Genomic DNA, 14824 nt, shown 5'->3' with positions numbered 1-14824 from the left:
TGTGACGACGCCACACTTTTCGCTACAGGCAATGTGACATTATTCGTGGCGATTGCTGTAAGACCCGGACCACCGGGCCTAGCGCTTGGTCAGGATGACGAGCGTGGCGCACGACGCCGGACCCTCCCCCCAGTAAACAAGGATGTGACCATGCAAGACATCTACAGGATGGCCGGCAATGCGGCTGCGAGCGCGGTACAAACGGTCAGCGGCGGCGAGCTGCTGATGCCGATGTTCCACTGCCTGGAGCCGGATGGCCGGCTCAAGATGGTGGTGCTGATGGCGGATACCGGTGAAGAAGCCATGCAGGCAGGCCAACGGATGTACCAGGAGAACACCCAGCAGGCGATCGGCGCAGTGTGGATTGTCGACGGCTTCGTGACCCACAAGGAGGTCGGCAAGGTCGATGCGCTGATTCTGAACGTAGTTTCCTACGCCGAGCCGCGTCGAGAGATGCAACTGGCGGTTCCCTATCGGCATGCCCACAGCCATGAAGGCTTCGCCGTCTTCAAGCCCAAGCTGCTGGGCGTCACCGGCATTGCCCAGGACGAGCTGCAACCGCTGATCGACGCCTTCTACCAGGGCCGCGACGAGCATGCCGAGGGCCGTGCGATCTGGAAAGAGCACCAGCAGGACCAGATCACCGGCATGACCGGCTTCGCCGGTTTCTCCAGCGAAGACTGGAAGCACCTGCGCGAGGCGCCCGTGGCGATCTTCTGCATGGTTGCCAGCGCCGACGGCGAGATAGACGCCAAGGAGGCCGAAGCCTTCGGCAAGCTGTTCAAGGAGTCCGGCAAGTACCCCAGCGTGCTGATGCAACGCGTCATGACCGAGCTCAGCCCCGACACGCCCAACGGCCGTGCGGTGCTGATGGACTTCCTGCAGCGCTTCATCAGCCCCGACTTCAACCGCTTGCAGTACTTCGTCGACGTCAACCGTCTGCTGGAACAGCAGGCCAGCGATGATGACGCGGAGGCCTTCAAGAAGGACCTGCTGGCACTGGGCAAGGCCGTGGCCGAGTCCTCCGGTGGTTTCTTCGGCTTTGGCAGCAAGGTCAGCAAGGAAGAGAAGAACGTGCTGGTCGTCCTCGACAAGCTGCTCAACTCGCCGCTGCAACTCGCCCAGATGATGGCGGACCTGGTGGCCCCCGACCGCTGATTCAGAACAGACTCATCTGGCTGCGCGGCGGGGCGAACGCCGTGCAGTCCAGATTGAAGTTGCCGCGCCGACCCAGCCCGAGGCGGCGCATGGCGACCTCGAAACGCTTGGCCAGAAGGTCGGCGAACGGGCCTTCGCCGCGAAAGCGGTGGCCGAAGCGGCTGTCGTAGATTTCTCCGCCGCGCAGCTGGCGGATCAGGCTCATCACATGGTTGGCGCGCTGCGGGTAGTGCGCCGCCAGCCACTCCTCGAACAGCGGGCCGACTTCGCGCGGCAGGCGCAGCATCATGTAGCTGGCGCTCTGGGCACCGGCGTCGTGGGCAGCCTCGAGCAGCGCCTCCAGCTCGCGGTCGTTGATCATCGGGATCATCGGTGAACACAGCACGCCCACCGGAATGCCGTGCTCGCGCAGCACGCGGATCGCCCGCAAGCGTGCGGAGGGTGCGGCGGCGCGCGGTTCTAGGATGCGCTTGAGTTCGTCGTCCAGGCTGGTCAGGCTGATCATCACGCCCACCAGCCGGTGCTGCGCCAGTTCGGCCAGCAGGTCGAGGTCGCGCAGGATCAGCGAACCCTTGGTGACGATGGTCACCGGATGGCGGTAACGCAGCAGCACCTCAAGGATCTGCCGGGTCAGGCGCTGCTGGCGCTCGATGGGCTGGTAAGGATCAGTATTGGCGCCCAGGTTGATCGGTGCGCAGACATAGCCCTTGCGGCTCAGTTCCTCTTCCAGCACCTCGGCGGCGTTGGTCTTGGCGATCAGCTTCGTCTCGAAATCCAGCCCTGGCGACAGGTCCCAGTAAGCGTGGCTCGGCCGCGCGTAGCAATAGATGCAACCGTGCTCGCAGCCGCGATAGGGGTTGATCGAGCGGTCGAAGGGCAGGTCCGGCGACTGGTTGCGCGAGATCACCGACTTCGCCCGCTCGGTACGGATTTCGGTCACCTGGGGCTTGGGCACTTCGTCGTACCAGTCGTTATCCACAGGCACCGAGGTGGTCGGCGCGAAGCGGTTGTGTGGATTGCTAGCGGTACCCCGGCCGCGGGGCGGAAGGGAAGTGGTCATGTGGGAAGGCTCTGAAGGATTACTGTATATGAATACAGTAATCCACTGAGTTTTCCACAGCCAGCATTACTTGCTCGGTGGTCGACCGCGTCGCTTTTCGTAGGAGCGAGGGCCTACAGCAGCCGGGTAAACAGCCAGTACAACCCCGCCGCCAGGCCGATGGCCGCCGGCAGCGTCAGTACCCAGGCCAGCAGCATGTTGCGGATGGTCGGCCACTGCAGCCCGCTGCCGTTGGCGGCCATGGTGCCGGCCACGCCGGAGGAGAGCACCTGAGTCGTCGATACCGGCAGGCCGAATCCGTCCGCCGCACCGATGGTGAGCATGGCCACCAGTTGCGCCGAGGCGCCCTGTGCATAAGTCAGCGGTGTCTTGCCGATGCCCTCGCCGACCGTGGTGACGATGCGCCGCCAACCCACCAGCGTGCCCAGGCCCAGTGCCAGGGCCACTGCGACCTTCACCCACACCGGGATGAAGCGGATCGCCTGCTCGCCGCCCTGGCGCAGCGCCTGCAGGCTGCTCCAGGTTTCCAGTTCGAAGTGCTGGTCGCTGCGGTCCAGCAGGCGGACAGTCTCCAGGATCAGGTAGAGGTCGTTGCGCAGTTCCTGCACCTCTTCGGCCGGCACCTTGTCCAACTGCCCATAGCGCTCCAGGCGCGCGCTGGTGTCGCCGATCACGCTGCCCAACGAGGGCAGCAGTTCCGGCTTCACTACGGCATCTTCCTGGTAACTCAGCAGCACGTGGCGCGGGTCCGCTGCGGGGCTGCCGCCGGCGCGGTGCAACTGTTCCTGGCTGGCCTGGGTGAGGGCGAGCAACTGGCGGGTCTGCTCCGGCGAGTGCGCGCGATCCACGGCAAACGCCAAGGGAACAGTAGCGATCAGGATCAGCATGATCAGGCCGATGCCCTTTTGCCCGTCATTGGAGCCGTGGGCGAAGGACACGCCGGTGCAGGTCAGGATAAGAGTTGCGCGAATCCAGCGGGGTGGGGGTGTGCGTCCCTCCGGCGCGTGGAACAGGGCGCGATTGCGGATGGTCGCGCTCATCACCCGCAGCAGCACGAAGGCGGCGAAGAAGCCTACTACGGGCGAGAGGAACAGTGCATAGCCCACCGTCAGCAGCTGCGACCACGCATTGCCGGACAGGCCGATATGCCCGGCCATGGCGCCGTGGGCCAGGCCGATGCCAACGATGGAGCCGATCAGCGTGTGCGATGAAGACACTGGCAGCCCCAGCCACCAGGTGCCGAGGTTCCACAGGATCGAGGCGATCAGCAGGGCGAAGATCATCGCCAGGCCAGCACTGCTGTCCACTTTCAGCAGCAGGTCCAGCGGCAGCAGCGAGACAATGGCGAAGGCCACCGCGCCGCTGGAGAAGAGCACGCCGAGGAAATTCCACAGCCCGGACCAGGCCACGGCGAAACGGGGTGGCAGGGCGTTGGTGTAGATCACCGTGGCCACCGCATTGGCGGTGTCGTGGAAGCCGTTGATGAATTCGAAGCCCAGGGCGATCAGCAGCGCGACCACCAGCACCAGCACGGACCAGCCAGGCTCCAGATGCGTGCCGCTGGCATGGATGTCATGTCCGAGCGCGGCGAAGGTGAACACCAGCGCACCGGCCAACAGCAGGAAGAAGGTCAGGCGACCCTTGAACCCGTGGGTTTCGCGCAGCACCGGGCTGATCGGGAACTGCGTCAGGCGCGAGGCGCGCATCACCTCGAGCATGCCAAAGCGGTCAAGCACGGGGGCGCTTCCTTCGGGTCGGTGGTGGCATCTGGCGGATTCCTTGCGGCGATGCCCTACAGACTAGCCGGCCATGGCGATCCTGGGGTGGCCGGGCGAGCGGGGCGCAAGGCCATGCTAGGGCAAGGCCGCATCGACATTCCTTGATGTTGGTGGTGGTGCGCGGTCTTTCGGCGGCGCAAAAAAATGCCCCGGCAAGCCGGGGCATTCTCAGCACAACGTCAGAACGCTATTCCTGCGGCTTCTTCAGCTTTGGATTGGGGAAGAACTGCACCCCCTGCACTTTCGGGTCCTTGGGCTTTTCCAGCGCGCTGGTGTTGACGCGGGTGGAGAGCTCTTTCGGTACCGACTGGCCCTGGGCGTTGAGCGTGTCGGCATAGCCACAGGCCACGCATTCGCGGTGCGGCACGCCATCGACGTCCCACATGACGATCTTGTCCTGCTCGCTGCACGCCGGGCAGACGGCCCCGGCGATGAAGCGTTTCTTCACCTCGCTCATCACGCCGCCTCCTCGGAGAGGCCCGAGTGGCGCAGCAGGGCGTCGATGGACGGCTCGCGGCCACGGAAGGCCACGAACAGCGCCATCGGCTCCTGGGAGCCGCCCTTGGCCAGGATCGCGTCGCGGAAGGCCGCGCCGGTCGCCGGGTTGAGCACGCCTTCTTCCTCGAAGCGCGAGAACGCATCGGCGGACAGCACCTCGGCCCACTTGTAGCTGTAGTAACCGGCCGCGTAACCGCCGGCGAAGATGTGCGCGAAGCTGTTGGCGAAGCGGTTGTATGCCGGCGGGCGCATCACCGCGACTTCGTCGCGGATCGCTTCGATCACGTCGAGCACGCTGCGGCCGTCGCCGTGGGTGGCGTGCAGTTCGAAGTCGAACAGCGAGAACTCCAGCTGGCGGACCATCATCAGGCCGGACTGGAAGTTCTTCGCCGCGAGCATCTTCTCCAGCAGGTCCTGGGGCAGCGGCGCACCGGTTTCGTAGTGGCCGGAGATCAGCGCGAGGCCTTCGGGCTCCCAGCACCAGTTCTCCATGAACTGGCTCGGCAGCTCCACGGCGTCCCAGGCTACGCCGTTGATGCCCGAGGCACCGGCGTGTTCGACGCGGGTCAGCAGGTGGTGCAGGCCGTGGCCGAATTCGTGGAACAGGGTGGTGACTTCATCGTGGGTCAGCAGCGCCGGCTTGCCGCCGACCGCCGGGGTGAAGTTGCACACCAGGTAGGCCACCGGCGCCTGCAGGTCGCCGCCGGCGGTGCGGCGACGGTCGCGGGCGCCGTCCATCCAGGCGCCGCCGCGCTTGTTGGCGCGGGCGTAGAGGTCGAAGTAGAAGCGGCCGACATGCTGGCCGTTTTCCTCGATCTCGAACAGGCGCACGTCCGGGTGCCAGCGCTCGAAGTCGGAGAGCTCGCGGATCTGGATGCCGTAGAGCTTCTGCACGATGGCGAACAGGCCGGAGAGCACCTTGTCGATCGGGAAGTATTCGCGCAGGGCTTCCTGGGACACGCTGTAGCGCGCCTCGCGCAGCTTCTCGCCGAAGTAGCTGGCATCCCAGCTCGACAGGTTCGCGCAGCCCTGTTCGGCGGCGTACGCCTTGAGCTGCTCCAGGTCCTGGGCAGCAAAGGGCTTGCTGCGCACGGCCAGGTCGCGGAGGAAGTTCAGTACCTGTTCGGGCGTCTCGGCCATCTTGGTGGCCAGGGACAGCTCGGCGAAGTTCGCAAAGCCCAGCAGGCGCGACAGCTCCTGGCGCAGGTCGAGGATTTCCTGCATCACCGGGCCGTTGTCGTTCTGCCCGGCGTTCGGGCCTTGATCCGAGGCGCGGGTGCAGTAGGCGGCGTAGACCTCTTCGCGCAGCGCGCGGTCCTCGGCATAGGTCATCACGGCGTAGTAGCTGGGGAATTCCAGGCTGATCAGCCAGCCGTCCAGCTCCTTGGCCTGCGCGGCGGCCTGCATCTGTGCCTTGGCCGATTCGGTCAGGCCGGCCAGCGCGGCTTCGTCGGTGACGTGCTTGGTCCAGGCCTGGGTGGCATCCAGCAGCTGGTTGGAGAAGCGGCTGCCCAGCTCGGACAGGCGCGTCTGGATCTCGGCGTAGCGCTGCTGCTGTTCGGCCGGCAGGTCGATACCCGACAGACGGAAGTCGCGCAGGGCGTGTTCGAGGATGGTCTTCTGGGCGACGTCGTAGCCTTTCGACTCGGGGCTGCTGGCGAGCGCCTCGTAGGCCTTGAACAGCTCGCGATTCTGGCCCAGCTCGGTCCAGTAGGCGGACAGCAGTGGCAGGCAGCCTTCGTAGGCATCGCGCAGCTCGGCGCTGTTGCACACCGCGTTGAGGTGGCTGACCGGACTCCAGGCCTTGCCCAGGCGGTCATGCAGTTCGTCCATGCTCAGTACCAGGCCGGCCCAGGTCGGGGTGCCGTTCTGCTGGGCGAGGATGCGCGCGATGGCGGCGCGGTTGTCGGCGAGGATCTGCTCGATGGCCGGCTTCACGTGCTCGGGGCGAATGGAGGAGAAGGGCGGCAGGTCGTAGCTCTGCAGAAGAGGATTCGCGCTCACGGTGGCACCTTGGCTGAAGAAACACCCGGCCATCTTAAATACAATCGGCCGTAACCGCAGCCAGAGTAAGACTATCGTGACGATTCGAACCTATCAGGGCAAAACGCCATCCCTCGGCGAGCGCGTGTTCGTCGATGCCAGCGCCGTGGTCATCGGTGACGTGGAGATCGGAACGGACAGCTCGGTCTGGCCGCTCGTCGTGATCCGCGGCGACATGCACCGCATCCGCATTGGCGCGCGCACCAGCGTGCAGGATGGCAGCGTGTTGCATATCACCCACGCCGGCCCTTTCAACCCGGACGGCTTCCCGCTGACCATCGGCGACGAAGTGACCATCGGCCACAAGGTCCTGCTGCACGGCTGCACCCTCGGCAGCCGCATCCTGGTGGGCATGGGTTCCATCGTCATGGACGGTGCGGTGATCGAGGACGAGGTGATCCTCGGCGCCGGCAGCCTGGTGCCGCCGGGCAAGGTGCTAGAGAGCGGCTTCCTGTATGTCGGCAGCCCGGTAAAGAAGGCCCGGCCGCTGAGCGACAAGGAGCGTGCGTTCTTCAGCTATACCGCCGGGAACTACGTGAAGCTCAAGGACCAGCATATCGCCGAGGGGTTTGCGGGCGAGTAATCGTCCCGACGGGTGGATAAAGCGCAACGCTTTATCCACCGATTTCCGAACGGCGGATAACGCCTGTGGTGCTATCCGCCCTACGTTCCGATCGATTCATCTGGTTGGGCGGTTCGCGAGCAAGCTCGCTCCTACAGGGGACTCCGCGCTCGTCGTAGGAGCGAGCTTGCTCGCGAACCTGGTCGAACCGCCGGACGGCCCGCCGCGCCAGGCCCCGCGCCCTATACTGAACCAAGGCGACCGGACGCCAGCGCGTGCCCGGCCGGATTCAGCAGCGGGCGGCCAGCCATCACGGCGCCGCCGAGCCGGCGAGCGGCCATGAACAGTCTGTGCTCCTCCAGCGCCACCGTTTCGCCCTGGCGACGCGGCGGTGTCATCGCGCTGCTTCTGCTGGCGCTGGGTGGCTGCGCCCAACATCCCGCTCAACCGGCTGCCCCCATCACAGAAGCCACCTGGCACCAGGTCGACGCCGACATCGGCGCCGCGTCGCTCGCCGCGACGTCCCAGGCTCGTGCTTATGCTGAAGAAGCCATGCAGCAGTGGATGGACCTGGTCTACCAACGCACCGACGAAAAATTCATTCCCTGGTTCTCCAGCTACTGGACCCAGCAATGGCTGGGCATGAAGGTCGCCTGGTACAAGATGGGCTCCCACGGCGACCTCGACCCCACCGTCGATAAACTCGCCGTTTACCTGCAGGAGCAATATCGCAAGCAGGTACTGGTCCCCGTCGCGAAACAAATCGACCCCGACTCGGTGATGGAGAAGGCCACCCGGCATTACGTCGAACTGCTCAGCGTGGCGCTGAAGGAAATTCCCCAGCGTCGCGGTATCCCGCAGAAGGCGTTCGATGAGCACCTGATGGGTATCCCGGCGATCCGCCTTGGCCCACCCTCCAGCCGCGATGCCTCCCTTTACGATGTGGCCCGTGCCAAAGACATCGGCAAGCTGCCGGCCTTCGCCGCCCTGATGCAGGAAATCCGTACCGCCTCGGGCAAGGCTGGCGCCGGGACCAAAGTCAGCGGCGTCTCTCCGGTGGCGCAGCGCACCAGCGCCAAGCTGGTCGATGAACTGCGCAACCGCAGCATCGTCGGCGTGGTGGCCGGAGCGGCGGGCAAGGTCGCCGGCTCGGTCATCTCGGTGGCCTTCACTCTATTCAGCATGGCCGGCAACGACCACGCGCGGCCGGAGGTGGAAACCCAGTTGCGCAAGGAGATCAACGCCGCTTTCGACGAACAGTGGCTGGCACTGATGCGTGATCCGGACGGAGGCGTGATGTCCGGCGTCGATCACCTTGGCGCCCGCGTGCAGCAGAGTTTGACTGGCCGGCTGGCGCAGCCGGAGGACGAACCCGGTGGCGAGTCCACGGCCCGGAGCTACGGCGCTGGCGAGGTCGAGCCGGTTAGTGTCAGCGGTGGCTTCCGGGTGCTCAGGCAAGGGCAGGGCTCGGCGCCCTGACGTGTCGTTCGGCGATCCGCGCTTCGCGCGGGCGGCCTTGCACAGTATCCTTCCCGCCCGACTTTCGCGGCCGGACGCTGACCTCATGCATTACCAGAACATCCTCTTCGACCTCGACGGCACCCTCACCGATCCGCGCGAGGGCATTACCCGCTCGATCCAGTACGCGCTCGCCCAACTGGGCATCGACGAGCCCGACCTGCGCCAGCTCGAACACTTCATCGGCCCGCCGCTGCTGCAGTGCTTCATGAGCACCTACGACTTCGACGAGGCGCGTGCCTGGGAAGCGGTGAACCACTACCGAGTGCGCTTCAAGGACACCGGGCTTTACGAGAACAAGGTGTTCGACGGCGTCGCCGAGCTGCTGCAACTGCTCGGCGGCCAGGGCCGCACGCTGTACATCTGCACCAGCAAACCGACGGTGTTCGCCGCTGAAATTGCCCGCCACTTCGACTTCGCCCGGCACTTCAAGGTGATCTACGGCAGCGAGCTGGATGGTACGCGCACCAACAAGGTCGAGCTGATCGAACACCTGCTGGGCATCGAGCAGCTGGACCTCAAGCAGACGCTGATGATCGGCGACCGCAAGCACGACCTGATCGGTGCGCACCGCAATGGCCTTTCCGCGGCGGGCGTCGGCTATGGCTTTGGCAGCCGTGAAGAGCTGATGGCGGAGAGCCCGGCGCATTACTTCGCAAGCCTGGACGAGTTGCGCGCGGCGTTTGCCGGATAGTCCGTTGCCGGGGCTGTTCGCGAGCAAGCTCGCTCCTACAAATCCGCGCTAACGGCTCTTCGTAGGAGCGAGCTTGCTCGCGAACCCGGCTGGGCAGCCCGTGTCACGTCCTGCCCTTGTAGGAGCGGTACATCGCACCTGGGTTTAGCCGCGCAACCACTCCGCCAGCCGGCCCATCATGTCATCGCACTTCGCCAACTGCTCCAGGCTGACGAACTCGTCCGGCTTGTGGCCCTGGTCCATGCTGCCCGGGCCGCAGACCACGGTGGGGATGCCGGCCTGGTGGAACAGCCCGCCTTCGGTGCCGTAGGCGACGGTGGTGAAATCCCGCGAACCGCTGAGCAGCGCAATCAACTCGGCGGCCTGCGCCTGCTGGTCGGTCACCAGCGCCGGATAGGCGGAAATTTCGCTGAAGCGGATATCCGTCTCGGCCTTTACCGCGCGCATCTTCGGCAGCAGCTCGGCCTCGGCGAAGGCGCGCAGGTCATCGGCGACCTGTTGCGGGTCATCGCTGGGCAGCGCACGGACCTCGAAATCGAACTGGCACTCGGCGGGCACGATGTTCAGCGCGCGGCCGCCGCTGATCATGCCGGTCTGCACGGTGGAATAGGGCGGGTCGAAGCGTGGGTCGTGGCGCTCCGCCGCGGCCAGGCGGGTGCCGATCTCGCCGAGGCGGCCGATCAGCTTCGCCGCGTATTCGATGGCGTTCACGCCCTGCGGCGCATAGGCCGAGTGACACGGCGCGCCGTGCACCTGGCAGCGCATGGCGAGCTTGCCCTTGTGGCCGAGCACCGGCTTGAGTTCGGTGGGCTCGCCGATAATGCAGAGCATCGGCTTGTGCTCGCGGTGCTCCAGCGCGGCGAGCAGCGAGCGCACGCCGAGGCAGCCGACTTCCTCGTCGTAGGAGAAGGCCAGGTGCACCGGCAGGCGCAGCGGTTGGGCAAGGAACGCCGGCACCGCCGCCAGCACACAGGCGATATAGCCCTTCATGTCCGCCGTGCCGCGCCCGTAGAGACGACCGTCGCGCTCGGTCAGTTCGAACGGCGGCACCGTCCACGGCTGGCCATCGGTCGGCACCACGTCGGTGTGGCCGGACAGGCACACGCCGCCGCGGTCCTGCGGGCCCAGGGTGGCGTAGAGATTGGCCTTGCCGCCTTCGGCATCGTGGAACAGCTCGCAGGCGATGCCGAAGCCTGCGAGGTAGTCGCGGATGTAGTGGATCAGCGCCAGGTTGGAGTTTCGGCTGACGGTGTCGAAGGCGATCAGGTCGGCGAGGATTTCACGGCTGGAAGGCATGGTCGGGTCCTGCTTCAGAGCTTTGTACTAACCACTGTTGTTGCGTCGGGGCTGCCCTCTCCCTGACCCTCTCCCTGAAGGGAGAGGGAACCGCTCGGCGCAGGATGAAATCCATGGTCTCAGCCGGTACGGACTGCTCCCTCTCCCTTCAGGGAGAGGGCTGGGGAGAGGGGCTATGCCTGCACTCGGCGTATAAACGCTTCGCAGACAGTGCCCATTTTCACCGAGATGTTATTTACTCGTCGCCCGGCACACCGTAGCTCGGTGCCTTGGTCGGGTCGAGGGCGCGCACGAGGTAGTCTTCCAGCTGCGGCTTGTAGGCCACCCAGAGTTTCTCCAGCTCATCGATGGGCGCTTCGTCCGCCCAGTCCACGCGCAGGTCGACGATTGGCCAGACGAGGTCGCCGACCACCTTCAGCGCGGCCGAATGCACCGGGCCGGCTTCGCCACCGGCGGCCATCGCCGCCTGCATCGCGGCGAGCAGACGCTCGGCCAGGCAGCCGTTGGCGCTTTCGAAGGCCTGGGTCATGGCTTCGATCACGGCGGGGGAGGACAGCAGGTTGCCAGCCGCCACACAGTTTTCCCCGGCCACGGCGTTGTATACGCCCAGGGCTTCGCTGCCGGTGAACAGCGCGACCTTGCCGTGCTGGTCGATCACCGTCACCTGGCGGTACTGGCTGTAGCCGTTGCTGGAGAGTGCCTTGTCCAGCGCTGCGCCCGGCTCCAGGCCGGCTTCGAGCTGGTCGAGGATCTGCGGACCGAGGGCCGGCAGGGTGATGTTCTGCGTGGCCACCGCACCGACGCCGGCGCGTACCCAGGGGCAGCGGGCGCCCACGGCAATGCTCGACGAGCTGATGGCGATACCCAGTTGTCCGGTTTCGGCGCAGCGGCCGACGATGGAGAAGGTCATGGTGGCTCCTTTGCTTGTTCTAGTCGCGCAAACCTGCACAAACGACGAAGCGGCGAGGCAGGAAATCCCGCGTCGCCGCATCGTCTTTCAGGTCATCGATCAGTCCGGAATGACCGCGATGACGTCGATCTCCATCAACCACTGCGGCTGGCCGAGGGCCGACACCACCAGGCCGGTGGAGATCGGGAACACGCCCTTCAGCCACTTGCCGACTTCCTGGTACACCGGCTCGCGGTAGCGCGGGTCGATCAGGTAGGTGGTGGTCTTGACGATGTGCGACAGGTCGCTGCCGGCTTCTTCCAGCAGTTGCTTGACGTTCTTCATCGCCTGCTCGGCCTGGGCACGCGGGTCACCCAGCCCTACCAGGTTGCCCTCGAAGTCGGTACCGACCTGGCCGCGCACGTACACGGTGTTGCCGGCGCGTACGGCCTGGCAGAGGTCATTGTCCAGGGTCTGGTTCGGGTAGGTGTCCTTGGTGTTGAACATGCGAATGCGAGTATGGGTAGGCATCTCTTACTCCCAGGATGCGGCTTTCGGTACGGAGCCTTCGCGCTGCGAGGCGTCCTGATATTCGACGTAACGGCGCTGGGTGGCGATGTGGCCGGCCACGTGCTTGGCGTCGTGCCAGACGCCCCAGATGAAGGTGGAGCCGCGACGGGACAGCCACGGCAGGCCGACGAAGTACACGCCCGGCTCGCGGGACACGCCGCGCTGGTGCTTGGGCTTGCCCTTGTCGTCGAAGGCGTCGACCTGCAGCCAGTTGAAGTCCACGGCGTACCCGGTGGCCCAGATGATCGCGGTGATGCCGGCGTCGGCGAGGTTCAGTTCCTGGATCGGATGGCGAATGCACTCGGCATCGGCGAAGACCTTGCGGGCCTCCGGCTCCAGCGGCAGGTCCAGGCCGTTGCGCTCGATATAGGCGTCGGCGGCGTCGAGAAGGCCGAGGTAGTTGTCGTCGCCGGCTTTCAGGTTCGCCACCAGGTCGTCCTGGAAGGTCACTTTGCCGCCTTCAAAGGACTTGGTCAGGCCGGTCAGGGTGATGCCCTCGTTGGCCAGGCGACGGAAATCGATGGTCTCGCCACCACGGGCACCGCTCACGGCGATGGTCACGTGCTCGCGGCCCGGCTGCACTTCCTCGGCATCCCACAGGCCGAGCACGCCCAGCCACCAGACGAAGTCGCGGTTGCGGTAGGCGCGCGGCGGGCGATCATGGGCGCCCACGGACAGGTAGGTCTTCTTGCCGGCGCGGTTCAGCTCGTCGGCGATCTGCACGCCGGAAGAGCCGGCACCGATCACCAGCACGGCGCCTTCGGGCAGCTGCTGCGGGTTGTAGTACTTTGCCGAGTGGATCTGGTACAGGCCTTCGTCCTTCGGCGCGATGGCCGGGATCACCGGGCGCTGGAACGGGCCGGTGGCGGAGACGATGCGCAGGGCCTGGATCGTGCCCTCGGAGGTTTCCACGGTGAAGCCGGGGCGGCCTTCGTTACGGGTGACCTTCTTCACTTCCACGCCGGTGCGGATCGGCGCGTTGAACTGCTTGGCGTAGGCGACGAAGTAGTCCGCCACCTGCTCTTTATGCGGGAAATCGTCTGGGCCGACCGGGAACTCCATGTTCGGGAAGCGGTCGTGCCAGGCCGGGCCGTTGGCGACCAGGGAGTCCCAGCGGCCGGTGCGCCAGGCTTCGGCGATGCGGCTCTTTTCCAGCACGATGTGCGGCACGCCCTGTTGGGTCAGGTGCTCGCTCATGGCCACGCCGGCTTGTCCGGCGCCAACGACCAGCGTGTCGATTTCCAGGTTATCAAGCGACTTCTTGCCGAAGGCGCCTGGATTCAGGTCGGTCATGGCTTGCTTCCTCAGACTCTGATCACGTTTGTTCTTGTTGCGGCTAGCGATGAGGTGTTGGCCGCATTCTGTTCAGAGGCTGGGATTAGCGAAATTATGTTTTTTGTAGTCGCAGGCTAGGGAAAAGCTGCACCCACGCAAACCCCGCGGCCCGCGGGCTGCAGGGGCGGGGCTATAGGATTTTTGGTGGCTGGGGCGACAAATTGGATAGGCAGAATATGGCTTGCACAAGCCAGGCGCCCATCTGTAGGAGCGGGCCATGCCCGCGATCGCGCGCATGGCGCGCTCCTACAAGGATCAACGATCAGCTGTGTAGGATGGGTGGAGCGCAGCGATACCCATGCTGCTGGTGAGCCGGATTGATGGGTATCGCTGCGCTCCACGCCATCCTACGAGGCCGGCGGCCGGGGGGTTATTGTCAGCGACTCTGGGCCACTGCCTCGATGAACCGCTCCAGCACCAGGTTCGGCCGGCGGCCCTTGCGGGTCACCACGGTCAGCGGGATGTCGTAGTGGAAGCGCTCCGGCCGCAGCGCGCGCAGGCGGCCCTGGGCGACCCAGTCGGCGGCGTAGTGGTCGGGCAGGTAGCCGATGTAGCTGCCGGTGAGGATCAGGAAGGCCATGCCCTCGCGGTCCGAGGCGTTGGCGCTGCCGGACAGCTCCTGGTGGCGCTCCTGCGCCTCGGCCGGGATGCGGTAACTCGGCGCCACTGCGTCGCAGGCGTGGATTTCCGCCACCGTGATGCTCGCGTCGTCGCGCTCGAACAGCGGGTGTTCCTGGCTGCAGAACAGCAGCGAGCGTTCTTCATAGAGGGCGGAATACTCCAGCCCCGACAGCGGGCTGATGAGCGGCACCACCCCGACATGCAACCGTCCGTCGAGAACTCCCAACTCGATCTCGTTGGGCGTGGTCATGCCGATGTTGATCCGCACGCCCGGCCCGCTGGCTTTCAGCGCGCGCAGGGCGTGGGAGATGCGCATCTGCGGAAGGGTCACCAGGTTGTTGATGATGCCGATGTTCAGCTCGCCGCGCAGGTGCTGGTGCAACTCGTTCACTTCGGCGCGGAAGCCCTCCAGCGCCGCTAGCAGCGATTGGGTCGCGCGGTACACCTCGCGGCCCTCGTCGGTCAGCGCAAAGCCCGCCCGGCCGCGCTGGCACAGGCGCATCCCCAGGCGCTTTTCCAGGTCGCCCATGTGCAGGCTGATCGCCGAGCGGCTGATGCCCAGCGTGCTCTCGGCGGCCGAGAAGCTGCCGCACTCGACTATGGTTTTGAAGATGCGCAGCAGGCGGATCTCGAAGTCGCTGACCTGGCCCAGGGAAGGCGCTCGTTGTTTCGCCATTTTAGTTTTACCAATCAGAAACTGAACGTAAGAAGAATAAGCTTTAACTCACGTTAAGTCAGGCCCAATCTACGAGCATCGCACCAGGCCCGACGCGGCCTGCGCGCCCAACAAGACTGTCTTCGA

The 14824-nt window shown here is 65.6% G+C and carries 13 protein-coding genes; 4 read left to right on the top strand and 9 right to left on the bottom strand.

Annotation, left to right across the window (positions count from 1 at the left end; translation table 11 throughout):
• The first annotated feature begins 150 nt into the window (after positions 1-150).
• Complete coding sequence (locus FAS41_RS01535; RefSeq protein ID WP_138519946.1) at positions 151-1158, top strand: hypothetical protein; 1008 nt, start codon at positions 151-153, stop codon at positions 1156-1158.
• Position 1159: 1 nt separating this feature from the next.
• Here FAS41_RS01535 and FAS41_RS01530 read toward each other — a convergent pair whose 3' ends face one another.
• From FAS41_RS01530 to prlC, 4 genes are all read right to left on the bottom strand, one after another.
• Positions 1160-2218 carry a PA0069 family radical SAM protein gene (locus tag FAS41_RS01530; protein WP_138519945.1) on the bottom strand — a complete coding sequence of 353 codons (1059 nt, stop codon included), beginning with the start codon at positions 2216-2218 and terminating at the stop codon, positions 1160-1162.
• A gap of 113 nt (positions 2219-2331) precedes the next feature.
• Positions 2332-3936 (bottom strand): inorganic phosphate transporter, encoded by a 1605-nt coding sequence (locus FAS41_RS01525; protein ID WP_138520035.1) that lies wholly within the window; start codon positions 3934-3936, stop codon positions 2332-2334.
• Between the two features lie 247 nt (positions 3937-4183).
• Complete coding sequence (locus FAS41_RS01520; protein WP_024763727.1) at positions 4184-4453, bottom strand: YheV family putative zinc ribbon protein; 270 nt, start codon at positions 4451-4453, stop codon at positions 4184-4186.
• Positions 4453-6498 (bottom strand): oligopeptidase A, encoded by a 2046-nt coding sequence (gene prlC / locus FAS41_RS01515; protein WP_138519944.1) that lies wholly within the window; start codon positions 6496-6498, stop codon positions 4453-4455. Before prlC ends, FAS41_RS01520 begins: the two co-directional genes overlap by 1 nt.
• Before the next feature lie 76 nt (positions 6499-6574).
• Here prlC and FAS41_RS01510 point away from each other — a divergent pair, with 76 nt between their 5' ends.
• From FAS41_RS01510 to FAS41_RS01500, 3 genes are all read left to right on the top strand, one after another.
• Positions 6575-7120: a gamma carbonic anhydrase family protein gene (locus FAS41_RS01510; protein ID WP_138519943.1), complete on the top strand. Its 546-nt coding sequence runs from the start codon at positions 6575-6577 to the stop codon at positions 7118-7120.
• A 318-nt stretch (positions 7121-7438) separates the two neighbouring features.
• Positions 7439-8578, top strand: coding sequence for a hypothetical protein (locus FAS41_RS01505; RefSeq protein ID WP_138519942.1), 1140 nt, complete (start codon positions 7439-7441; stop codon positions 8576-8578).
• Between the two features lie 85 nt (positions 8579-8663).
• Positions 8664-9311 carry an HAD family hydrolase gene (locus FAS41_RS01500; protein WP_138519941.1) on the top strand — a complete coding sequence of 216 codons (648 nt, stop codon included), beginning with the start codon at positions 8664-8666 and terminating at the stop codon, positions 9309-9311.
• A gap of 144 nt (positions 9312-9455) precedes the next feature.
• Here the strand turns inward: FAS41_RS01500 and argE are convergent, their stop codons facing one another.
• The 5 genes from argE to FAS41_RS01475 all read right to left on the bottom strand — a co-directional run bounded on the left by argE (position 9456) and on the right by FAS41_RS01475 (position 14698).
• Positions 9456-10607 (bottom strand): acetylornithine deacetylase, encoded by a 1152-nt coding sequence (argE, locus tag FAS41_RS01495; protein ID WP_138519940.1) that lies wholly within the window; start codon positions 10605-10607, stop codon positions 9456-9458.
• Positions 10608-10842: 235 nt separating this feature from the next.
• Positions 10843-11517 (bottom strand): DUF1028 domain-containing protein, encoded by a 675-nt coding sequence (locus FAS41_RS01490; RefSeq protein WP_138519939.1) that lies wholly within the window; start codon positions 11515-11517, stop codon positions 10843-10845.
• Positions 11518-11616: 99 nt separating this feature from the next.
• The gene (locus FAS41_RS01485; RefSeq protein ID WP_015474916.1) at positions 11617-12027 is read right to left on the bottom strand and encodes a RidA family protein; all 411 of its coding nucleotides are present in this window, start codon (positions 12025-12027) and stop codon (positions 11617-11619) included.
• A 3-nt stretch (positions 12028-12030) separates the two neighbouring features.
• Positions 12031-13359, bottom strand: a complete 1329-nt coding sequence (locus FAS41_RS01480) for a flavin-containing monooxygenase (RefSeq protein WP_138519938.1) — start codon at positions 13357-13359, stop codon at positions 12031-12033.
• Between the two features lie 418 nt (positions 13360-13777).
• Positions 13778-14698, bottom strand: a complete 921-nt coding sequence (locus tag FAS41_RS01475) for a LysR family transcriptional regulator (RefSeq protein WP_138519937.1) — start codon at positions 14696-14698, stop codon at positions 13778-13780.
• Positions 14699-14824: the final 126 nt, after the last annotated feature.

The sequence above is a fragment of the Pseudomonas nicosulfuronedens genome (assembly GCF_005877905.1).
GTDB lineage: Bacteria > Pseudomonadota > Gammaproteobacteria > Pseudomonadales > Pseudomonadaceae > Pseudomonas > Pseudomonas nicosulfuronedens.
This window is presented reverse-complemented; position numbering and strand designations above follow the sequence as displayed.